This window comes from Cryomorphaceae bacterium 1068 (genome assembly GCA_027214385.1).
Lineage (GTDB): Bacteria > Bacteroidota > Bacteroidia > Flavobacteriales_D > Cryomorphaceae > JAKVAV01.
Genome location: JAPVXR010000020.1, coordinates 39,248 through 61,608, shown reverse-complemented (window position 1 = coordinate 61,608; position 22,361 = coordinate 39,248). Strand labels below are relative to the sequence as shown.

General features: G+C 45.7%; 14 protein-coding genes. 10 read left to right on the top strand and 4 right to left on the bottom strand.

Annotation, left to right across the window (positions count from 1 at the left end; genetic code table 11):
- Window positions 1-62: 62 nt before the first annotated feature.
- A complete protein-coding gene (dnaE, locus tag O3Q51_17580) occupies window positions 63-3,017 on the bottom strand; it encodes a DNA polymerase III subunit alpha (GenBank protein MCZ4410631.1) in 2,955 nt (984 codons plus the stop codon).
- A gap of 171 nt (window positions 3,018-3,188) precedes the next feature.
- Between dnaE and O3Q51_17575 the strand changes: the two genes are divergently transcribed.
- From O3Q51_17575 to O3Q51_17545, 7 genes are all read left to right on the top strand, one after another.
- Complete coding sequence (locus tag O3Q51_17575; GenBank protein MCZ4410630.1) at window positions 3,189-5,363, top strand: T9SS type A sorting domain-containing protein; 2,175 nt, start codon at window positions 3,189-3,191, stop codon at window positions 5,361-5,363.
- 17 nt (window positions 5,364-5,380) lie between these two features.
- On the top strand, window positions 5,381-7,540 hold the full coding sequence (locus tag O3Q51_17570; GenBank protein ID MCZ4410629.1) for a T9SS type A sorting domain-containing protein: 2,160 nt from the start codon (window positions 5,381-5,383) through the stop codon (window positions 7,538-7,540).
- 33 nt (window positions 7,541-7,573) lie between these two features.
- A complete protein-coding gene (locus O3Q51_17565) occupies window positions 7,574-8,230 on the top strand; it encodes a hypothetical protein (GenBank protein ID MCZ4410628.1) in 657 nt (218 codons plus the stop codon).
- 108 nt (window positions 8,231-8,338) lie between these two features.
- The gene (locus tag O3Q51_17560; protein MCZ4410627.1) at window positions 8,339-9,049 is read left to right on the top strand and encodes a DUF6090 family protein; all 711 of its coding nucleotides are present in this window, start codon (window positions 8,339-8,341) and stop codon (window positions 9,047-9,049) included.
- A gap of 87 nt (window positions 9,050-9,136) precedes the next feature.
- Window positions 9,137-10,285 carry an efflux RND transporter periplasmic adaptor subunit gene (locus tag O3Q51_17555; protein ID MCZ4410626.1) on the top strand — a complete coding sequence of 383 codons (1,149 nt, stop codon included), beginning with the start codon at window positions 9,137-9,139 and terminating at the stop codon, window positions 10,283-10,285.
- A complete protein-coding gene (locus O3Q51_17550; GenBank protein ID MCZ4410625.1) occupies window positions 10,286-13,465 on the top strand; it encodes an efflux RND transporter permease subunit in 3,180 nt (1,059 codons plus the stop codon).
- Window positions 13,462-14,874, top strand: coding sequence for an efflux transporter outer membrane subunit (locus O3Q51_17545; protein MCZ4410624.1), 1,413 nt, complete (start codon window positions 13,462-13,464; stop codon window positions 14,872-14,874). The genes O3Q51_17550 and O3Q51_17545 overlap by 4 nt, the downstream gene beginning before the upstream one ends.
- 38 nt (window positions 14,875-14,912) lie before the next feature.
- Here the strand turns inward: O3Q51_17545 and O3Q51_17540 are convergent, their stop codons facing one another.
- On the bottom strand, window positions 14,913-15,416 hold the full coding sequence (locus O3Q51_17540) for a hypothetical protein (GenBank protein ID MCZ4410623.1): 504 nt from the start codon (window positions 15,414-15,416) through the stop codon (window positions 14,913-14,915).
- A 217-nt stretch (window positions 15,417-15,633) separates the two neighbouring features.
- Here O3Q51_17540 and O3Q51_17535 point away from each other — a divergent pair, with 217 nt between their 5' ends.
- Complete coding sequence (locus O3Q51_17535) at window positions 15,634-16,635, top strand: T9SS type A sorting domain-containing protein (GenBank protein MCZ4410622.1); 1,002 nt, start codon at window positions 15,634-15,636, stop codon at window positions 16,633-16,635.
- Between the two features lie 57 nt (window positions 16,636-16,692).
- Here O3Q51_17535 and O3Q51_17530 read toward each other — a convergent pair whose 3' ends face one another.
- A complete protein-coding gene (locus O3Q51_17530; GenBank protein ID MCZ4410621.1) occupies window positions 16,693-17,415 on the bottom strand; it encodes a sulfotransferase family protein in 723 nt (240 codons plus the stop codon).
- Window positions 17,408-18,325 (bottom strand): aminotransferase class IV, encoded by a 918-nt coding sequence (locus tag O3Q51_17525; protein ID MCZ4410620.1) that lies wholly within the window; start codon window positions 18,323-18,325, stop codon window positions 17,408-17,410. Before O3Q51_17525 ends, O3Q51_17530 begins: the two co-directional genes overlap by 8 nt.
- Before the next feature lie 76 nt (window positions 18,326-18,401).
- On the opposite strand from O3Q51_17525, the gene O3Q51_17520 reads away from it, so the two are divergent.
- The gene (locus O3Q51_17520) at window positions 18,402-21,329 is read left to right on the top strand and encodes a GH92 family glycosyl hydrolase (protein ID MCZ4410619.1); all 2,928 of its coding nucleotides are present in this window, start codon (window positions 18,402-18,404) and stop codon (window positions 21,327-21,329) included.
- Window positions 21,329-22,312 carry a N(4)-(beta-N-acetylglucosaminyl)-L-asparaginase gene (locus tag O3Q51_17515; GenBank protein ID MCZ4410618.1) on the top strand — a complete coding sequence of 328 codons (984 nt, stop codon included), beginning with the start codon at window positions 21,329-21,331 and terminating at the stop codon, window positions 22,310-22,312. The genes O3Q51_17520 and O3Q51_17515 overlap by 1 nt, the downstream gene beginning before the upstream one ends.
- Window positions 22,313-22,361 lie beyond the last annotated feature (49 nt).

Here is a 22,361-nt window from a genome sequence, read left to right as displayed (position 1 = left end):
TTAAACAACCACAAAATACAGCTGGCAGCCTGTAGCTTGCAGCCGGCAGCCTAACACCTCCTCTACGTCTCCACATACCTCGCATCAGGCACCAGCTTCACCTTCTCCATTCGCTCAACCTCGATGCTAAAGCAGTCGAACTCCTCCGTCACTTTTCCCTCGATACAATACACCCCACGACCACGAAAGGGATACTGCCGCGCCACTTGAGGAAAGTGAACGGTGTCGATAAACTCCCCGCGGAAGTCCACGAAATTGCCAAATGCCATGCGGTCGCCCCGAGCGGTGCTGGTCTGCTTGCGGGTGACCATATAGCCAAAGATCTTCACTCGCTGCCCTACCCTTTGCGGTAATTCAGATGCTAGCAAACGGCTATCGGGCTCTTCTTCCAGCAGGGTAAACGGATCAACCAGCGGGAAGCCCAGCAGTTCGATTTGATCAAAAGCGTCTTCGAGTTGGCTGCTCTCGAGGGTGGGAAGATCGTAGTGGGTGCGCGGTTCGCGAAAGAGGATTTGCTGTTCGAGCTGTCGCTTGGTGGGGTCGAGTTTGAAGCGGGCCTGCCAGAGCAATTCGCGCTTGTTCTTTCCCGTAAAGCGGAAGGCATCGATGCGAATCAAAATATCGATTTGTTCCACCCCGATGGGCACCCGATCGAGGAAGTCGTCGAGGTTGGCAAAGGCGCCTTCACGCTCCCGCGCGCGCAGAATGCGATGGATGGTTTCGTCTTCGATGGCATTGAGCATGCCCATGCCGAGGTAGATCGACTTCCCGCGGATGACCGCCTCATGGCGACTCGTATTGACGCAAGGCGGCAGGACCTCCCCGCCCTTCATGCGGGCTTCGTGCACGTAAAATTCGCGGCTGTAAAATCCGCCTCCATTGTTGAGAGTCGCCACCATGTACTCCAGCGGATAATGCGCCTTGAGGAAAAGACTTTGGTAGCTCTCCACAGCGTAAGATGCAGAGTGCCCTTTCGCGAAAGCGTACCCCGCAAAACTCTCTACCTGTCGCCAAATCTCGGCGGTGAGTTCGTCCTTGTAACCCTTCTTTTTGCAATTGCTAAAGAACTTGCCCTTGGCTTTGGCAAACTCCTCACGGGAGCGAAACTTCCCGCTCATCCCGCGACGCAGCACGTCGGCTTCGCCCAAGGTGAGGCCCGCGAAGTAATGCGCCACTTTGATCACATCTTCCTGGTACACCATCACTCCGTAGGTCTCGGGCATGATCTCCAGCATCACGGGATGGGCCTTTTCTCTCCTTTCGGGAAAGCGGTAGCGGAGGATAAACTCCCGCATCATTCCGGAGCGCGCCACTCCCGGACGTATCACCGAACTGGCCGCCACCAAGCCAAGGTAATTGTCCACGCGGAGCTTTTTCATGAGCATGCGCATAGCAGGACTCTCCACATAAAAGCAGCCTATCGCATCGCCATTGCGCAGCATCTCGCGGATGGTCTCGTCTTGCTTAAATCGCCGCAGGTTGTGAATGTCGAATTCGGGGTCATCGGGGTGGTTTTCTTTGATGATGGCGAGGCTGTCTTTGATTTTCCCGAGTCCCCGCTGACCGAGAATATCGAATTTATAAAGGCCGATGTCTTCCGCCACGATCATGTCGTACTGCACGGTGGGAAAACCCTTAGGCGGCATCCACGTGGGCGAATAGGTGTGGATGGGCTCATCGGCAATGAGAATACCACCTGCATGGAGACTCAGGTGACTGGGGAAGCCTTGAATCAGCTGGCTGTAGCGCAGCACCAAAATGGCCATATCGTCCAGCTTGGATGTGTCGAACTTGCCCGTTGTCAGGATGTCGATTTCTTCTTTCGGCAAACCAAAAACCTTCCCCAGCTCGCGCACCACGGCGCGGTATTGAAAGGTATTGTAAGTAGCCAAAATAGCGCAGTTTTTGAATCGCTCGAAGATGTAGCGCGTCACGTCGGGACGATCGCGCCAGGAAAAGTCGAGGTCGAAGTCGGGTGGATTCTTTCGGTAGAGATTTATAAACCGCTCGAAGTAGAGGTCGAGCTCGATGGGATCCACATCGGTGATGCGAAGGATATAGGCCACCATACTGTTGGCACCGCTCCCCCGCCCCACGTAGAAATAACCTTGGCGACGGGCGTAGGAGGTAATGTCCCAATTGATCAAAAAGTAAGAGACAAATTCCTTTTGGGTGATGATCTCCAGCTCCTTTTCCAGTCGGTCGATCACCACATGATTGGCATCGGGGTAGCGGTAGGCGATGTTCTCGTAGCAAAGCTTGCGAATGAGCGCCTCGTCTTCTTCCACGGAAGTGGTGTAGGTGCGCAGGTTCTTGTGCGGGTAAGCATCGCCGAATTCGAAGTTGATGCGGCAGCGCTGCAAGAGGTGGGTGGTATTGGCGATGATTTGTGGAAAATCGCTGTAGAGGGCCATCATCTCGTTGCGGTGCATCCAGCGGTCATCGGGCTGCCCTTCCTCGCTTTTGGGGAGTTTGGAAAGGAGGCAATTGTTGTCGATGGCGCGCAACAGACGGTGGGCATTAAAGTGCCGCTTGGAATTGAAGCTGTACGGATGCCACATCACCAGTTTGTTCTTTTGCTTCGCCAATGGCGATCGCGATAAGCGAACCAAGTCACGGGGGTGAACGCCGATAAATTCATTCGGGCGCAAGCTCATTTCGGGAGTCACCGATGTGAAAGGATAAATCACGAAGGCATTTTTAAACGGCGGTGCCTCTGCGGGAATTGGTTCACCCGAATGGAGAAATTGCGACAAGTAAGCGTTGATCTCCTTAAATCCCTCGTTGTTTTTGGCGAAAGCCACAAAGCACGGCTCCGCCCCGTTGCGAAAGTCAATGCCCAAAACCGTCTTAATTCCCTTCTTGTTGGCCAGGCGCACAAAGTTGATCGACCCCGCGGTAGAATTGATATCTGCCAGTGCCACCACCTCGTAATCATTGGCCATAGCGGCTTCTAGAACTTCCTCAGGGGAGAGGACTCCATACTTGAATGAATAGTATGTGTGCGTAGGAAACATGTATTGAATAAGCGATCAGCATCGGGCTTCGAAATGCAAATCAAAATTACTTAATGCAAATATGGTTTGCAAACTAATTCTGTTGTTGAGAATCCTATAAACAGCAAACATCTAATCTTCGGGCCATCATCATTTTTATATCTTCATGGTTCTTAACCAATCAGTAAACCAATGAAACAGATAACCCTTCTTTTCACAGCCCTTATAATTTCTACAATTGTTAATGCCCAGTGTGAGGCACCTGAATTGGTGGATTGGTCAGCAGTGAACGACAGCACTTTCAACATCACTTTTGAGTCTTCGGTCACAGGAAACTATCAACTAGACTTGAACTTAGACTATGCCGAAGAGGTTGGCATCAACGAAATACTAACGATTAATGGATCGGCGGTGGCGGGCACGAATACGATGACTGTTAGCGTGAGTCAAAGCCTTTTAACCCCTTGGACCACGCTGGGAGCAATCTATTTCACCGCCTACCTAAGCGTGGAATGTAAGGCCGGCATTTACTCAGACTCAACAAAGTTTTATCTCAGCGCTCACTCATTGGTGGGTGAATCCGGCTTTAATTGCGATAGCTTATACCAACCCTTTGAACCTCTTCCAGATGGATCAGGAGCGGTTTACGAAATTGGGTTTACGGTTCCAGACAATGGTGACGTGGTGGAATCGCTGAGTGCTTTTATTGACTTAGGGCATACGTTTAACGGTGATTTAAGCATGTATCTGACACACCCTAATGGCACACAAGTATCATTATTGGAAATCGGTCAGGCCTTTTTAGGTTCAAGTTGGGGCTTTAGTGTGATTTTTACAGATGAAGCTGATGAAGGTATTCCCGACGTCAATAATAACGGTCCAGGTCCACGTGGCATTTTTTTACCGAACGAGCCTCTGTCCGTATTGATCGGAGAGCCCATGGCGGGCGAATGGACGCTGACGATAGTGGACAATCTCAATCTCGACGATGGAATGGTTTTCGGAATTTGTTTAACGCTAAACGGAGTACCCTGCATTGCATCAGTAGAAGGAAAAGCATTTTACGACTTTAATGGAAATGGCGTGCAAAACGATCCCGAACCCGGTTTTTCTTATGCCTTTATTGAAAACTCGATTAGCGGCGACCAATTCTTTGCCGGAGCTGACGGAGACTTTTGGAATTGCTCTGAAGAAGGAAACGGAACACTAGAAGTTCTTAACGTGCTTGAATACTACGAGGCAGCTGACGTCGACATTTCATTAATAGATGGCGATCAACTCGAAGATGTTTTAATTCCTATAACCGCTTCAGAAATCATCTCGGATGTAGCAGTCGATCTCATTTCTCTACAACCAAACAGACCTGGCTTTGAGGCAAACTACTTGGCGCAGATAAGCAATGTGGGAACCATCTGCGAAGATGATATCAGTGTCGAAATCATATTTCCCGATTATGTGGAAATTGTCAGCTCTCCTAATCCCGACCTGATTATTTCCGAAAATTCGGCTTCAATAGAGGTCGATCAAGCTTGTCCTTTCGGGCCATTTGAATTTAATCTGACGATTCTACTCGACGATACTGTAAGCCTCGGAACGATGCTTGAAGCAACCATTTCTGCCAATGTTTCAGCGGATGATCCAAATGAACTGAACAATACTTTCACCTCAGTAACGGAAGTAGTCGGCTCATACGACCCCAACGACAAGCAAGTGAGTGCGACAACCATCGGAGATGAATTCCTCGAAGATGGTTCGCCGCTTAAGTACACCATCCGCTTCCAAAACACGGGAACTTTTTACGCCGAGCGAGTGGTGATAGCCGATACCATCGACAGCGATCTCGACATTAATTCACTTCAAATTATCTCCACTTCGCATAACATGGAGTTGTCCCGTGAAGGAAACGTGCTATACTTCGAATTTGACCAAATCTTCCTTCCCGACAGCGCCACTGACTTTGACGGAAGTATCGGACATTTGCGGTACGAGATCGATCCGCTACCGACCTTCAGCGAAGGTGAGACCATCGAAAATACTGCCTACATCTATTTTGATTTCAATGAACCCGTTGTGACCAATACGGTGGTTACGGAATTTGGAAATCCATTGAGCGTATCGAATGAATCTGCGTTTGAAACACGCCTTTTCCCGAATCCCACCGATCAAAACATCACCATTTCTTGGGAGCAGGATGTGGAAGTGGATCGAATTGAGATTTTTGATTTATCGGGAAGATTGCTTCAAGGAAACAACATCAACAACTTATCTCAAACCACGCTTGATGTTTCTGATCTGGCAAGTGGAATTTATTTGCTGAAAGTGAATTCCAGTGGATTAATCAGTACGAGTATGTTTATGAAAAAATAACCAAAAACTCCATCATCATGAAACAGATAATTCTCATTCTATTAATTGCCTTATCGAGCACTACAGTTAAATCTCAATGCGAGCCCCCTGAAATAATCGATTGGGTAGTATTACCTGAATGGGAATGGACTTACGGAATCACGTTTTATGCCCCGGAGGCAGGCTCTTACACACTAACCGTGGAAATGGATTATGGACCGGCCGAAGGCGGTTCGGTTTCGTACCAAGTAGAGGCGGAAACAGTAGGTGTTAATTACGTGGTGATGTACCTCACAGCTCTTTACTACAATGATGAGGAAACCTACTATTTCAAATGCCTCTTGGTGCGCGACTGTGGTCAAGAAGACACCGGTACAGCAGAATTTTATATGAGCAGTCATTCATTATTGGGCGGTAATGATTTCGAGTGTGAAAACTTGGTTATGCCATTCGCGAAATTCTCAGAACAACCGGAAAACGTAGCCGAGACCATTCTCACCTATCCCGGTGACGGCGAGTTGGTTGAATCTTTTGAGATTTTTGTTGATATCGGACACGATAACCGCACCGACTTATCTATCGAGCTTGAGCACCCATCAGGTTTGACTATTTCGCTTTTGGATTTTGATGGGAATGAAGAAGGAAATAAGGACTTCAGTGTATTGTTCAGTGATCTCGGAATAGAGTCTCCCCAAGACTTCGATAATTTTATGGGACCAAGAGGTCGCTATCTTCCGGCTGAACCATTATCAACTTTCAATGGGCTACCTGCTCAGGGCGATTGGATTTTGAGAGTTACCGACAATACGGAAAACGACGATGGGGTCCTGTACGGAGTATGCCTTTCCCTTACATGTAGCCCAAACTATCGAGGTCACACCTATTATGATTTTAACTCAAACGGTCTATTGGATGAGGGTGAAGTTGCCTTTCCATTTCCGAGTATATTGAATTCAATAGATGGAAATGAACTTTTCGGAGCAGTTAATGGGGATTTCGCAGAATGCGGCGAAACGGGTAGTGGTGCGCTAGAGATACAAAACGTACCAAATTATTTTACTAGCGATCCCGTGAGTATAACTTTAGAACAAGGAGATCAATTTGAGGAATATTTAATTCCAATTATAGCAACAGAATTGGTCTCAGATGTAGCAGTCGATCTCATCTCGCTAGAACCTAATCGACCTGGGTTTGAGGCTACTTATCTCGCTCAAGTCAGCAATGTGGGAACCATCTGCGAAGATGATATCAGTGTCGAAATCACATTTCCCGATTATGTGGAAATTGTAAGCTCTCCTAATCCCGACCTAATTATAACCGACAATTCGGCTTCAATAGAGGTCGATCAAGCTTGTCCTTTTCTACCATTTGAATTCAATCTGACCATTCTACTCGACGATACGGTGAGTCTCGGAACGATGCTTGAAGCAACCATTTCTACCAATGTTTCAGCGGATGATCCAAATGAACTGAACAATACTTTCACCTCAGTAACGGAAGTAGTCGGCTCAATCGACCCCAACGACAAGCAAGTGAGTGCGACAACCATCGGAGATGAATTCCTCGAAGTTGGCGCTCCTTTGAAGTACACCATTCGATTCCAAAACACGGGAACTTTTTACGCCGAGCGAGTGGTGATCGCCGATACCATCGATTCCGATCTCGACATTAATTCACTTCAAATTATCTCCACTTCGCATAACATGGAGTTGTCCCGTGAAGGAAACGTGCTCTACTTCGAATTTGACCAAATCTTCTTGCCCGATAGCACTACCGACTTTGACGGAAGTATCGGACACGTGCGCTATGAGATCGATCCGCTACCGACCTTCAGCGAAGGAGAAACCATTGAAAATACTGCTTACATCTATTTTGATTTCAATGAACCCATTATGACGAATACGGTGGTGACGGAATTTGGAAATCCATTAAGCGTGTCGACTGAATCAGCATTTGAAACACGGCTATTCCCAAACCCCGCCGATCAAAACATCACCATTTCTTGGGAGCAGGATGTGGAAGTGGATCGAATTGAGATTTACGATTTATCGGGTAGGCTTGTGAAATCGCAAATTACCTCTGCCAACAACATTTTTCTCCTGGAAGTAAATGATTTATCGGATGGGATGTATCTGCTTAATCTGGTTGCGGGCAATTTGCAAAGCAGACAAAAGTTCATGAAAATAGCTGAGCGATAATTTCATCGTACCTTTCGGGAAACAGTAAACTACATGCGCATTTTCATCTACGTCGGATTAGTCATCATCTTTCTCGTGTCTCTTCTGATTGCACAAATCACAACACCAAAGAGAACGCCCTTCAGAAAAGTATTCACCAAGGGTCTGTACTACTCCATTATTGGTTTGGTCGGATTCTTAATCGCCATCGGAATTGTCGCCTTGGTCAACGACGTGCAATCGCGTAAGGGCAGTGGTGATGACTTTGCAAGAATGACCAAGGAACAAAAAACCATCTTGCGCGATTCGCTGCGAAAGGCCCTGCCAAATCCCACTTTCAAAGAACTCCAATCCACCTTTGTGGACTACAACTTCAATGGTGTTTTGATTCCATGCTATGAAACCGTGCACAAGCTGGACATAGCTTCTCTACAAGAAATAAAATCATTCCAAGTGGGTGACTCAGAACTGTCGGGCAATCTCTACGAAATAGAAACAGAAGCCGAGTTGACCGTCAATCAACCCGTCACCGACTTTCATTTCAAAGGCAAGTTCAATGTGCAATACGAGTTCTATGAAGGAGATTCCGACATCGACCCGGGTTGGAAGTTCTCCAAGATATTGATCAGCCATTGTCAAGTCATTTCGGCTCCCGAAAAGGAAAAAATAATTGGCAACTCTGAGTACTATCCCGATTTGAATCGAGACTAGCCCCCCTGTACCGCTGGAAGAATTTATCACTATTTTGGCGTTTGAATCCTTTAGAATATGTTGAGTTTATTTAGAAGGACACGAGCTAAATTGATAAAACAGGAGAAAGTGAAGAAGTATATCCTCTATGCTGTTGGAGAGATTTTTTTGGTGATGGTCGGAATCCTGCTTGCCCTACAGGTGAATAATTGGAATCAAAATAAGCTGGATAGAAAACAGGAAGTTCAATTGCTCCAACAAATTAAAGCCGACTTGCAATCAAATTCGGCTGAAATAAAATCGATGCGCTCCAAAATGGAGATTATCAAGGCTTCGGCAGACTCATTGCTGGAAGGCTTCCGCACACAAGAAGAAATCAGAGGTGTTGCATTTCACACTTCCCTCTTGCACCGCAGGTTTTTCTTCACTATGGCCACTTCGGGTTATTCACAATTGAGCGGATCACTCGGTTCACTCATCCAAAATAGTGAGCTGCGGAACCGCATCGCCCAGCTCTACGAAGGTGATTTTCGCGACATTCAGAAACGGCAAGAAATGCTCTCAAATCACATTGATAACCATCTTAGCCCGCAGTCTAACAGATTGTTTATAATCAAACAAAGAGTGGAATTCAAGATCCCTGATTTCGATGAATTTTCCATGGACTTCTATGATCCGAAAAACTACCAAGAGCTCATTCACAATTCTGAATATGCGAATACGGTTATCGTTCAAAAGAAATTGTACTCCATTCAAATAGCTCAATTGACAAAAACTTCAGAACACCTTGATTCTGTGCTTAGCTTGCTTGAATCGGAGATGAAAACGAGGAGTTTGTAAATATCCGAAGTCGCACTTTTTTGAAGATTTTCGAGTCTGTATCTCCACCAAATAATATCCTATTTTTGTCAGCTAACCCAATCAGTGATGAAGAAGCTTATCTCAGGCATTGTTTGCCTAATCGTTCTTTTTTCGTGCAAAGAAGAACAAGTTCAGGCTCCGCCTCCTCCGACCGTGCAAGTAGTAAAAGTTATAGAAGACACTGTCAGAATTGAAAAAGATTTTGTCGGTCAGGTATACGGAATTATCGATATTCCCATTCGGGCCAGAGTGGAAGGTTTTTTAGAAGGGATTCATTTTAGAGAAGGAATGAAAGTCACTAAAGATCAACTCCTCTATTCGATCGATCCTCAGCCATTTCAAGCATTGCTGACTGCCGCTCAAAGTCAATTGGCAGAGGCAAAAGTTGGTCAAGTTCGCGCCTCAAATGATTTGGATCGCGTTGAACCACTTGCTGATATGAAAGCAGTTAGTGAGCGTGATCGCGATGCGTCTATAGCCGAAAGGGATGCTTCTGAAGAAATGGTCAACGCTGCTGCAGCCAATGTAGAAATGCAAGAAATCCAGCTTAGCTACACTCAAATCAAGTCGCCTATCAACGGGCTTATTGGAAAAACACAAGCAAAAGTTGGTGAGTTCGTTGGTCGCAGCCCAAACCCCGTATTGCTGAATACGGTTTCAAGAATTGATTCAGTAAGGGTAGAATTCTTCATCACGGAAAATGACTACTTGCAATTGGCCAAGGAAATAAGAGAAGATATTTCGAATGGTCATGAGCGTGAAGTTTTTGGACTCAAACTCATCCTGTCCGATGGAAGTGTTTTCGCACATTCGGGGAAAGTAGATTTTATAAATCGAGAAGTAGATTCCAACACTGGTGCTCTATTGATTCAAGCATCGTTTCCAAATCCAGACGGGCTTATACGACCTGGTCAATTTGCCAGAGTTCGTGCTGTGATAAACGAGCTGGATAATGGCATGCTCGTTCCACAAAGAGCGGTTTCCGAATTTCAAGGCAGGTTTAGCGTAATGGTGGTAACAGATAGCAGCACCGTTACTCAAAAACCGATTGATATTCTCGGTAAGTACAAAGATTACTACATCATTTCGAAGGGCTTAACCAAAGGGGAATCCATTGTTTTTGAGGGAATTCAAAAAACCAAGGATGGCCAAAAAGTAAATGTGGAAGTCATTGAGTTTGAATCGCAGTATACCGAGTTGAGAAGCGCAAACTAGATGGAAGATAAGAACGACATCTTTTTTGTCCGTAGGCCAATAGTCGCCATAGTCATTGCTCTCTTTATGATCATCATCGGTGGCGTATCGATTTTGGGGTTACCGATCGAGCAGTATCCGAACATTACACCACCCGTTGTGCGAGTGAGCACCTCTTTTACAGGAGCGAATGCCGTAAGTGTGGAGCAATCTGTCGCCTCACCTTTGGAGCAAGAAATCAACGGCGTAGAGAATATGCTCTACATGAAGTCGACCAATGCCAATGACGGTACAATGTCTTTGGATGTGACTTTCGATTTGGGTACTGACCCTGATATGAACACGGTTTTTACTCAAACAAGGTCATCGGCGGCTACTCCAAAACTCCCTGAAGAAGTTAAAAGAATCGGTGTTAAGACCCAAAAGTCAATGCCCAACATTCTCATGCTCATTTCTATGACATCTCCGGACGGGCGCTATGATCAAAGCACCTTGGGTAATTACGCCATTATCAACGTGAAAGATGAGTTGGCGAGGATCAAGGGAATTGGCCGTGTGGATGTACTCGGAGCGAGTGATTACTCTATGAGAATATGGGTCAAACCTGATAGATTAGCCAAATTGGGTATCACCATTCCCGAAATAACCACCGCTATCCAAGAGCAAAATGTGATCTCTCCCGGTGGAAAATTCGGAGCAGAACCGGCACCAAAAGGAACCGAATTCACTTACACCGTTCGCCTGCCGGACAGATTAGTTACGGAGAAAGAATTTGAAGAGATAGTTATTCGATCTGCCGCTGATGGAAGTCAGGTTAGAATCGGAGATATTGCTCGCGTCGAACTCGGAGTAGAGAGCTACAATGCTTTTACTCGTTTGAATGGTGAACAATGTGCCCTCTTGTCGATCTACCAAGCTCCCGGTTCTAATGCGGTAGTCTTAGCAGAAGATGTAATAGCTGCCATGGATAAGATGGCTGAAAATTTCCCGGAAGGTATCGGCTACACCGTTTCTCTGGATGCGACAGAACCCATCACCGCAGGGATAGACGAAATCATTGAAACGCTTATTATCGCGCTTATTCTGGTTGTGTTGGTAGTGTTCATCTTTATTCAAGACTGGCGCGCCACACTTATCCCAACATTGGCTATCCCCGTTTCGTTGGTCGCGGCCTTTATGTTCTTCCCCCTATTGGGATTTACCATCAATACACTTTCTCTTCTCGGTTTGGTATTGGCCATCGGAATCGTGGTAGATGATGCCATTGTGGTGGTGGAGGCTGTGCAAGTGAATATGGACAAAGGAATGTCTGCCAAGCAGGCTACTTCTGCTGCCATGCGCGAAGTGACAGCCCCTATTATAGCCACCACCCTTGTGATGATTGCAGTATTTGTGCCTGTTGCCGCAATGGCGGGAATTACGGGTAAACTCTACCAACAATTTGCCATCACCATCGCAGTATCGGTTGTTTTTTCATCCATCAATGCACTGAGTTTATCACCGGCCCTCTGTTCGCTTATCCTCAAACCTAAGAGCAAAGAATCCGAAGAGAAAAAGCCAGGCCCTTTGCAACGATTTTTCAATTCGTTCAACCGAGGTTTTGATAAAACAACGGAATCATATTCAGCCACAGCGCGAGTCGTTACCGGTAAGTTTAAACGCGGAATAGTTTACGTGGTTATTGCGGGAATTGCAGCGGGTGTTTTCGGCTCACTCGTCCCTGGAGGCTTCTTACCGGAAGAGGATCAGGGCTATTTTTATGTCAACATTCAGCTGCCCAATGCATCTTCTCTTCAGCGAAGTGACGCCGTTTCAGAAAGGATTGAAAATCTGCTCATGGAACGCGAGGATGTAGAATATGTAACTACCGTCGCAGGATTCAGCCTCTTGGCAGGTGCAATGATCCCAAACACCAGCTTTATGTTCGTGAAATTGACCAATTGGGATCTTCGAGAGAAAACAGTAGCAGAAGTGATGCGGGAAGTCAATGTGATGCTTTCTCAAAATATAAATGAAGCTCAGGCAATGGCTTTCGGCCCGCCTGCCATTCCGGGACTAGGAAATGGCTCTGGTTTCAGTTTGATACTGCAAGATCGTGGGGGTAATGATCCGGTTTATTTGGCACAAAACACTTACAAGTTTATTGCTGAAGCTCAAAAAAGGCCGGAGATAGCCTCGGCGTTTACCACCTTCCAAGCCACTGTCCCGCAGCGCTCGATGGAAGTCAACACCGACAAGATTTTGAAATCCGGGGTAGCCATTGGCGATGTATACAGCACATTTGCCGCGTTTTTGGGCGGTGCTTATGTCAATGATTTTAATCGGTTCGGTAGACTCTACAAAGCGTATGTGCAAGCCGAACCCGAGTATAGGCAAAACGAACACGGACTCGAACTCTTCTATGTGAAAAATAAAGAAGGAGAGTCAGTACCCGTTTCTACTTTCGTGACGGTAAAAAATACGTCGGGTCCCGATTACACCAATCGGTTCAACCTATTGCGAAGCACCGAAATTACAGGGTCACCTGCACAAGGATTTAGTAGCGCTCAAGCACTAGATGCACTGGAAGAAGTCGCTGCCGAAACGCTCCCTGATGACATGACTTACTCTTGGAACGCAATGAGCTTCCAAGAGAAAAAATCCTCCGGACAGGCAGGAATTGTATTTGCCTTCTCGCTGCTTTTCGTATTCCTGATTCTTGCAGCACAATACGAAAGTTGGTCCATGCCTTTCGCCATCCTATTGGGAACGCCCTTCGCATTATTCGGGGCATTCTTGTTTTTGTGGTTCTTCCGGCTTTTCAGCGAAAGCTACCTTACAAACATCTTCGCACAGATCTCACTGGTGATGCTTATAGCAATGGCCGCCAAAAATGCCATTTTGATCGTAGAGTTTGCCAAAATGAAATTTGACGAAGGCCTCTCTTTAATTGAGGCTGCAGTGGCAGCAGCAAAACTTCGGTTCAGGCCCATCTTAATGACGGTATTCTCTTTCATTTTAGGAATTCTGCCTCTGCTGTTAGCTTCAGGGTCTGGGGCTGAAGCCAGGAAAGTAATGGGTGTGGCACTGCTAGGAGGCATGGGCATTGCCACAGCACTGGGAATTGTCTTCTACCCCATGCTTTTCGTTCTGGTTGGAAAAGTAGCTAAGTACGAACAAAATCGCGACGCCGAACTAATTAAAGAAGGAGGAGCATCATGAGAAAATTCGTTTTGATATTCTTAGTTCTTGCAGTTGCTTCCTGCAAAATGGGAAAAAACTACCAAGGCGCGGAACTAGAAATTCCTGATGGATACCGATTTGCAGAAGCAAACGACATTCCGGAAGAGTTCTTGGTAAATACCGATAGCCTCGAACCGGACACCACCATCGATTATGATTGGTTTGCCATTTTCGATGATCCTGTTCTCGATTCGCTTGTAGTAAAGGCCTTGACCTATAATCAAGATTTGGCGATAGCTGGAGAAAACATTGTACAAGCTCAATTGGCTCTTTCCAACCAAAAAACGGAGATGCTTCCCGAGTTCAGTTATCAAGTCGGAGCTTCTCGAGGAAACTTTCAGCAAATCGTGCTGAGCGAGCCTCAAAATCTATTCACTGGTTTCGGAACGGTAGATTGGGAACTCGACTTTTGGGGTAAATTTAGACGACTGAATGAAGCTGCCAGAGCAGATTTGATGGGTACCGTAGAAGGGTATAGAGCGGCACAGATTAGCCTTACCTCTACTGTGGCAGATCTTTATTTCCTCTTACTCGAATACGAAGCCAGGCTCGAAATTTCGCAGCAAACCGTGGCATTGCGAGATAGTATGCTCGGCATCATTGAATTGCGTTTTGATAAGGGTATCATACCTGAAATTGATGTCAATCAAGCTGAAATACAACTAGCTATAGCGCAGACGCAAGTTCCTGTTTGGCGAAGAGCAATAGCTCAAACGGAGCACCAGCTTAGCGTGTTGACAGGGCAAAACCCAAGATCTATTGAAGTTGGAAAACCTTTGACTCAGCAAGAGTTTAATGCTGACATGCCCGAAGGACTTCCTTTGGACATATTGTCGAGAAGACCCGATGTACTGGTGGCCGAACAAGCCCTCGTTGCACAAAATGCCCTCGTAGGTGCAGCTCAAGCAAACCGACTACCCAGTATCAGTCTTACCGGATTAATTGGAGTGGCTAGTAATGAGATAGACGGATTAGGAACCAATGCACCGGTTTGGAACGTTGGAGCTTCACTGCTAGGTCCGCTATTTTATTTCAACAGGCTTAAGCGAGTGGCCGAAATCGAAAAGAGTAAAAGAGACCAAGCACAATTAGCATATGAGCGAACTGTTCTCGAAGCATACCAAGAAGTAGAAGACGTTTTGATTGGCATCGAAACGTTGAAAGATGAGCTTATAGCGAGAGAGGCACACGTAACTGCCGCCACGAATGCCCAGAGACTCTCCGAAGCCAGATATTCGGAAGGAGTGACAAGCTACCTTGAATACCTTGAGTCGCAGCGTCAAAAATTTGAGGCTCAACTCAATTTTGCAGGTACCAAGCAGCAGCTACTCTCCTCCTATGCTCAGCTTTACCGAGCGCTAGGTGGCGGATGGCGAATTAATGAATAATAAGCTGAAGCTGCGCGATTGTTTGCTCAGCTATCTGTCTATTTTTTATCCAAGCTTTCATTCAATCTGCGGCGCATATCATTGTGCTCCTTCCTGATTTGCGTGGTCATTTCCATGACATATTCATGATCAATATCCATGTGTTGATGATCGTGCTTCATGGAGTCTAGTTTGGCTCTAAGCTCATCATCGGAAATCTTACCTCCGTCGTATCGTTTCTTAAAAGCCACATGCTCTCTCATGATGACCGAGTGGTTCTTCATGATGTTCTCATGCTCTTTGTAAAACTGAGTATGTCTTGCCGCATCGTTCATCAATGCAGTATCGGGTTTTTCCTGAGAATTTAAAAACTCCATCAACTCTTCGTGATTGGCCAGCATGACTTCATGCCGTTTATACACAAGCTCATGATAGTGATGACTGCTATCATGTTTCGCTAGCCAATATGAATATTCTTCCTGAACGGGAGATTGAGATGGCTCACAGGAAAAAAAGGCCCCGAGGAGCACAACGAATAAAACTGAAATCATAGTAGTTTTCATGTAGAGGGTTTTAAAAGTTTAATATGAAGTTAGCGATCATAAAATCAAATCAGAATGACATTCGTCATTTTTCAAATTGACTTTTTGACTATTGGCGGTATATTTGAGAATGTAGAGTCGTTGAAAGTCTCTAGCACATCAGAAAGAATCAACTGTTTTAAAGTGTTTTGACTTTCCAGCATCACTCAAATTAAATCGTTAACCAAAACAAATCATCATGAAAAGAATGTTACTTTTTGTGTGGCTCATAGCCGCCAACGGGCTTTTGGCTCAACCTACCCTAACCTTTCCGTTTTCCAATGACCTATTGGAGTCTGAACCGACTTTTAATGTCGGTGATGCAGTAGAACCCGGACCTGATGGTGAAAACCAAGTATGGGACTTTTCGTCAGGAAGCTTTCCTGAAGTACAAATGACCACTTTTGATTTACCGGAAAATACTCCTTTCGCATTGGCCTATCCCAATTCAGACCTTGTTGGAATTGCTGAAGCAGCAGGAGGTAACACTTATATCTTTTATAATTTTGAATCTGATGGGGTATACACGGCTGGTCTGGAGGTCATTGGCTTTGTTTCACAAGTTTATTCAAACCCGAGACGAGACCTATCCACTCCAATGACATTTGGGGATTCCTATACTGACTTAGCAGAGTTTACGACTGAATCTTTCGGTTTTGAAACCGAAGGAGTTTCTGAATACCAGTTGGAGGTAGATGGCTATGGTACTTTAATTACTCCCGATGCCACTTATCAAAATGTGCTTCGCATCCACACAGTGGAGACCACCGAACTTACATTCGACGTAGGTATAGGAGAGCCCATTGTTTCCGAAACGATTCTTGATAGCTACGGCTGGGTGATCGACGGATATCCCGTTCCGATTTTCTTGACCTTTCAACAATCTACTGACGGAATTTCTGATGGTGGAAACGCGCGATACCTTTCAGGAGTGCCATTGCTTACTTCAGATTACAATTCCCTGAAAGGAGTTTCTATTTATCCCGTTCCTGCGGTTGATTTTGTAAACCTCGATATGGGTGACAATCAAACAGGAGAAGCAACGATCAGAATCTTCGATATCCGCGGTGCGGTGATCAAGGAGTTTACCCAAGGAATGGCTCAAGTGACACGTTTTGACGTTTCTGATTTAGCATCGGGTTTCTACTCGATCAATATTCAAACAGAAGAGGGAATGGCGACTAAGCACTTTACGAAATAGAGCAGACCATTCTGCTAATATGAAGAGGAAGGGGTGGAGAGTTATCTCTGCGCTTTTTCAATTTCTATTAACCAATTCCTGATAGATTTTTTGACACTTTTCTAAAAGAGGCTCCAACCTTTCGGGAAAATCAATCTCCTTTTCGAAGTATGGTCGAAATCCAGTGGACTTATGCACATTACCATACCAGTACTCAGCCCAAATACCGTCTTCCGGTATCGGACCCACTTTCCATGAAAGCATGCCATCTTGAAAAGAAATTCCAATGGTATCGCAAAATTTGGTCAGGGCAGTTTTAGGATCAAGCAATATTTCCTTTGAATCCAAAACGATGGCCTTCTGTCCTATTCGTTCGAGATGATCCATTAGCATCAAGTGAGCTTCGTAGCCCACATCTTGCATGGAGGGATTGGGAATGACCTTGTCAAATGACACCAACATTTCGCGAGGATCGCGTGTCAATATTACATTAACACAGTCTTTCAAAAAGTCCAGCTTTAAATCGAACAGATGATGGGTCATGTGCTTGAAAAACGCCACGGGCTTCTTATGAGAGCCCATCATCATTTCCACCACTTTCTCACCGTCGTTTTCCATCGTAGACAGAATCTCATCTGATCTGGGGTGATATTCGTGTGCATCAGTATGACTGAGGTAATGAGCGTACAATGGTTCATCAAAAACCCGACAATCACTTCGCTGTGCGAAAGAATACATTAGTGCGGTGGACACATTACGAGGTCCCGACCAGAGACAGATTCGTGTAGTATTATCAGCCATTGCTTACTTCTTCTTTTATAAGTGATTGATAGAGTTGGTGAAGCTTTTTCGTCATTGGCCCATAGGTTCCTTCGCCGATTGTTCGTCCGTCAATTTTGGTCACTGGGGTAAGACCTCCAAAGGTTCCCGTTACAAAAGCTTCGTCAGCTCCATAGACATCATAGAGTGAAAAATCCTTCTGATGACAAGGGATTCCGTTTCGCTCACAAACCTCGATCACCTTGGCTCGCGTGATTCCGTTCATGCAATATTGACCGGTCGAAGTCCATACTTCTCCTTTTCTTACGATAAAGAAATTAGTGGCGTTGCACGTTGAAACAAAACCGCGGACATCGAGCATCAGCGCTTCATCTGCTCCCGCCTCCAAAGCTTGGATAAGGGCTTGAACTTCGTGGAGCTTGCTGTGGCAATTGAGTCGCGGGTCAAGGTAGTCGGGAGAACCTCGACGAATCGTAGAGGTGAAAAGAGTGATTCCTTTTTCCCGCGTTTCTTCGGAAGCCTTTTTGTGCTCGGCTATGATCACCAAGTTAGGTCCGGAAATGGTCAAACGCGGATCTTGAGAGGGAGTCTTCTTGATTCCACGCGTTACCATAACTCGCACGTGGACATCGTCTTCCATTTTGTTTGCGTGAAGCGTCTTTCTGATCGTCTCTACCAATTCTTCTCTCGAAAAGGGAAGCTGCATTCCTATAGATGCGGCACCTTCCCAAAGACGGTCGAGGTGATCATCAATAAAGCAGAGTACTCCGTGGTGTAGTCGGATGCCTTCCCAAACACCATCGCCGACCAAATAGCCACTATCAAAAACAGAGATCTTGGCGTCTTCACGAGGTAGAAGTTCATTATTGATGAAGATTAAAACTGAGTCGTTGCGAGAGTCAGAAAGTGCATTGTGGGTGCCATGTATCATAAGCTCAAATATGAGAAAGGGATTTCGAAAATAGAATTCTTTTTTGGTACAAACTCCCTTTTCCTATCTTGCTCACATGTTCAGGCACTTTACCCTTTTTAGTCTGCTATTGATTCTGATTTCATGCGGACAAACATCCCCGAAAGCACCCATCGAGCCAGTTTCCATCGAGGAGAATTACACCCAATTTGTCAATCCATTTATTGGCACAGGTGGTCACGGACATACTTTCCCTGGTTCTACTCTTCCCTTTGGAATGGTTCAACTCAGCCCTGATACGCGCCTCGACGGATGGGACGGATGTGGAGGATACCATTACAGCGATTCTGTGATTTATGGATTTTCACATACCCATTTGAGCGGAACGGGAGTGAGCGATTACGGCGACATTCTGCTAATGCCTACCAATGCGGTTGTTTTCAATAATGGCGCCGATGGTGAAGTGGGTTATTCGTCTTCCTTTTCTCATGAAAATGAAGAAGCCAAAGCGGGTTATTACAAAGTGAATCTTGATGACACCGACATTGAGGTTGAATTAACGACCACACTCAGAGCTGGAATTCATCGCTATCATTTTCCAACTTCAGAAAACCAAGTCATCATTTTGGATTTGGAGCACCGCGATAAATTGCTCGATCATAAAATAGAAAAAACCTCTCCCACTGCCCTCTCGGGGTACCGCCATTCTCAGGCTTGGGCAAATGATCAGCGTCTATTCTTCTATATCGAGTTTTCACACCCCATCGAGAGTGAAGTATTCAATGCAGATCAAAAGCCAACCAAAGGAGCCTTTGTCCTTGACAATCCTGAGAACGAACCAGTCATTGTAAAAGTGGGTATTTCGGCCGTCGACGAAGAAGGGGCAAAGCAGAATATGCTCGAAGAAATAGGCGGCTTGAGCTTCGACGAAGTGCGGAAAAATGCGCAAGACGCGTGGAATACTCAACTCTCAAAGATCGCGATTGAAGAAAGCGACCTGGATCGAAAAACGACTTTTTACACCTCGCTCTATCATACGATGATTGCGCCAAATCTCTACCAAGATATCGACGGACGTTACCGTGGAATGGATTTAGAAATTCACGAGACCAAGGACTTCGATTACTACACGGTATTCTCACTTTGGGACACCTACCGCGCGGCACATCCGCTCTTCACCATCATCGAGCAAGAGCGAACAAATGATTTCATAAATACCATGCTGGCGAAGTACGAAGAAGGTGGCATCATTCCGATTTGGGACTTATCGGCAGGCTACACGGGTTGCATGATCGGCTACCACGGCATTCCGGTTATTGCCGATGCTTACCTCAAAGGAATTAACGGCTACGATGAGGAACTCGCCTTCGAGGCCATGATGCATTCCGCCACAAGAGATCACTTGGGACTGGAAGGCTACAAGAAAAATGGCTTTGTAGCGGTAGAATCCGAAAGCGAATCGGTTTCCAAAACATTGGAATATGCCTATGACGACTGGACCATTGCCCAAGTGGCAAAAGCCATGGGTAAAACGGCTGATTACGAAACGTACCTCGAACGAGCACAGTCATACAAAAACCACTTTGACCCGTCTACCGGATTCATGCGGGCGCGTTTTAGAAATACATGGTTTAGCCCCTTTGATCCCTATGAGGTTAACTTCAATTATACCGAAGCCAACGCTTGGCAGTACAGCCTCTATGTGCCACAGGATATTTCGGGTCACTTTGGATTGATGGGTGGAAAGAAGAAGTACGAAGGGCATCTCGACCAACTCTTCAGCGCCAAAAACGAAACGGCCGGAAGACACCAAGCCGATATAACCGGATTGATCGGTCAATACGCGCATGGCAACGAGCCAAGTCACCACATGGCTTACTTGTATAATTTTGTAAACAAGCCATCAAAATCTCAGGAGATAGTCAACGAAATTCTCACCACTCTGTACTCTAACTCCCCCGATGGTATTTCGGGAAACGAGGACTGTGGTCAAATGAGCGCTTGGTATGTTTTCTCGGCATTGGGTTTTTACCCCGTCACACCAGGAAGCAATCATTACATCATTGGTTCTCCACTCGTAGAAAAAGCAACCATCAACCTGGAAAACGGAAATCAATTTACCATAGTAGCCAATGGAGTTGAAGAGGGCTATAAGTACATCAAGTCTGCAAGCCTGAATGGAGAATCCTTGGAAAGAAGTTACCTGGAGCACAACGAAATTGTAGCTGGCGGTACATTGGTTTTTGAGCTTTCGCCAAATCCCACCGACTGGGCTTCGACAGATGCCGACATCCCTCAAACGGAGATAAAAGAACACCTTATTCTCACCCCTCCATTTATCGCAAACGGAGAATCGGCCTTTAAAAATACGACTTTGGTCGAGCTTGGTCATATCGACCCTACAGTAGAAATTTACTATCAATGGAATGAAGCAGAGTTCCTTCTCTACAAAGAACCATTTGAGCTTTCTGAAAAAGGAAAGCTCAGCGTTTACGCTAAAAAGGATGAACAGGAAAGTGTTCGCTTGGAAACGGAGTTTTTTAAGATCGATCCGAATGTGACAATTGAACTGGACAGTGAATTCGCTAATGAATACAGCGCAGGTGGCAACGATGCCTTGATCGATGGAATTCGCGGAACGAGTGATTTTCGAACGGGGTCGTGGCAGGGGTATCAAAATCAGGATGTCGTGGCTACGATAAATCTCGGAGATATGAAAACAGTGAGTCATATCGAAACAGCTTTCCTGCAAGACCAGAAGAGCTGGATATTTTATCCAACTTTGGTGACGCTGGAAGTCTCAGCCGATGGTAAGACTTGGGAATCCGTCAAAACAGTTGAAATTCAATCGACCGCTCAATCTGACGAAATTGCGGTGAAAGAAATTCAAGTTGATTTTTCCGAGAGGAAAATAAAACGGGTAAGACTTACCGCAAAAACAGTAGGCCCATTGCCTGAATGGCATATTGGCTATGAATACGAAGGGACCGCTTGGGTATTTATTGATGAAATAAGCGTTGAATAATGGACCGTAGAAAATTCATCCGATCAACAGGTCAAGTAGGACTTGGACTCGCAGTAGTAAGCTGTGGCGTTAGCCCTGAATCCGAGCAAAAAGCAGCTCCGGCGAAGGTCAATTCAGGAGGCCCTATCTCAATCTGCACCTGGGGATTTGTGGATGCAAATCAAACTTCGGGCAACGCACTTGAAAAAGGAAAATCAGCGCTAGATGCTGCCATTGAAGGTGTTTCAGTCGAGGAAGCGGATATCAAAAACACGACCGTTGGAAGAGGCGGAGCACCCGACCGTGAGGGCAGAGTAACTTTAGATGCATGCGTCATGGCTCCTGATGGAAATGCCGGAAGTGTTGTATGCGTGCAAAACATTACTCATGTCGCATCCCTAGCACGAAAAGTAATGACCGACACTCCGCACGTGATGCTCGCAGGAAAGGGGGCCGAAGAATTTGGATACCAAAATGGATTCCCTAAAGAAGATTTATTGACGGAAGAAAGCGAAGCCAAATACAAGGAATGGTTAAAAGAAAAAGACTATAAACCAATAATCAATATTGAAAATCACGATACCATCGGGATGTTGACTCTTGATAAAAACGGAGATATTGCAGGAGCATGCACTACTTCGGGTCTCGGATATAAGATGGCCGGCAGAGTTGGCGATTCGCCTATCATTGGAAGTGGTCTTTTTGTCGACAATGAGGTGGGCGGTGCCTCAGGAACAGGATTGGGAGAAGAAATCATGAAACAAGTCGGAAGCTTTTTAATAGTTGAGCTAATGAGGAACGGAATGAGCCCTGCCGAGGCGTGCAAAGAAGCGGTAATGCGGACCGTTAAAAAATCCAAGGATATTAAAGACTTTCAAATTGGCTACATCGCAATAAATAAAGCTGGTGAAACGGGAAGCTACAGCCTTCATGAAGGATTCGCCAGAATGGAGTTTCGTGGTGGGAAGAACAATAGAATCGCGTCGGAGTTTTACTTGGGTTAACTTGTTGGTGTTACATGTTTTGCTATTGGTTACACCGAGCTCTCCGAGA

Bases quoted from the DNA above. Each gene is read 5' to 3' on its own strand.
- dnaE (MCZ4410631.1), bottom strand. From the start codon at position 3,017: ATGTTTCCTACGCACACATACTATTCATTCAAGTATGGAGTCCTCTCC.
- O3Q51_17575 (MCZ4410630.1), top strand. From the start codon at position 3,189: ATGAAACAGATAACCCTTCTTTTCACAGCCCTTATAATTTCTACAATT.
- O3Q51_17570 (MCZ4410629.1), top strand. From the start codon at position 5,381: ATGAAACAGATAATTCTCATTCTATTAATTGCCTTATCGAGCACTACA.
- O3Q51_17565 (MCZ4410628.1), top strand. From the start codon at position 7,574: ATGCGCATTTTCATCTACGTCGGATTAGTCATCATCTTTCTCGTGTCT.
- O3Q51_17555 (MCZ4410626.1), top strand. From the start codon at position 9,137: ATGAAGAAGCTTATCTCAGGCATTGTTTGCCTAATCGTTCTTTTTTCG.
- O3Q51_17550 (MCZ4410625.1), top strand. From the start codon at position 10,286: ATGGAAGATAAGAACGACATCTTTTTTGTCCGTAGGCCAATAGTCGCC.
- O3Q51_17545 (MCZ4410624.1), top strand. From the start codon at position 13,462: ATGAGAAAATTCGTTTTGATATTCTTAGTTCTTGCAGTTGCTTCCTGC.
- O3Q51_17540 (MCZ4410623.1), bottom strand. From the start codon at position 15,416: ATGAAAACTACTATGATTTCAGTTTTATTCGTTGTGCTCCTCGGGGCC.
- O3Q51_17535 (MCZ4410622.1), top strand. From the start codon at position 15,634: ATGAAAAGAATGTTACTTTTTGTGTGGCTCATAGCCGCCAACGGGCTT.
- O3Q51_17530 (MCZ4410621.1), bottom strand. From the start codon at position 17,415: ATGGCTGATAATACTACACGAATCTGTCTCTGGTCGGGACCTCGTAAT.
- O3Q51_17525 (MCZ4410620.1), bottom strand. From the start codon at position 18,325: ATGATACATGGCACCCACAATGCACTTTCTGACTCTCGCAACGACTCA.
- O3Q51_17520 (MCZ4410619.1), top strand. From the start codon at position 18,402: ATGTTCAGGCACTTTACCCTTTTTAGTCTGCTATTGATTCTGATTTCA.
- O3Q51_17515 (MCZ4410618.1), top strand. From the start codon at position 21,329: ATGGACCGTAGAAAATTCATCCGATCAACAGGTCAAGTAGGACTTGGA.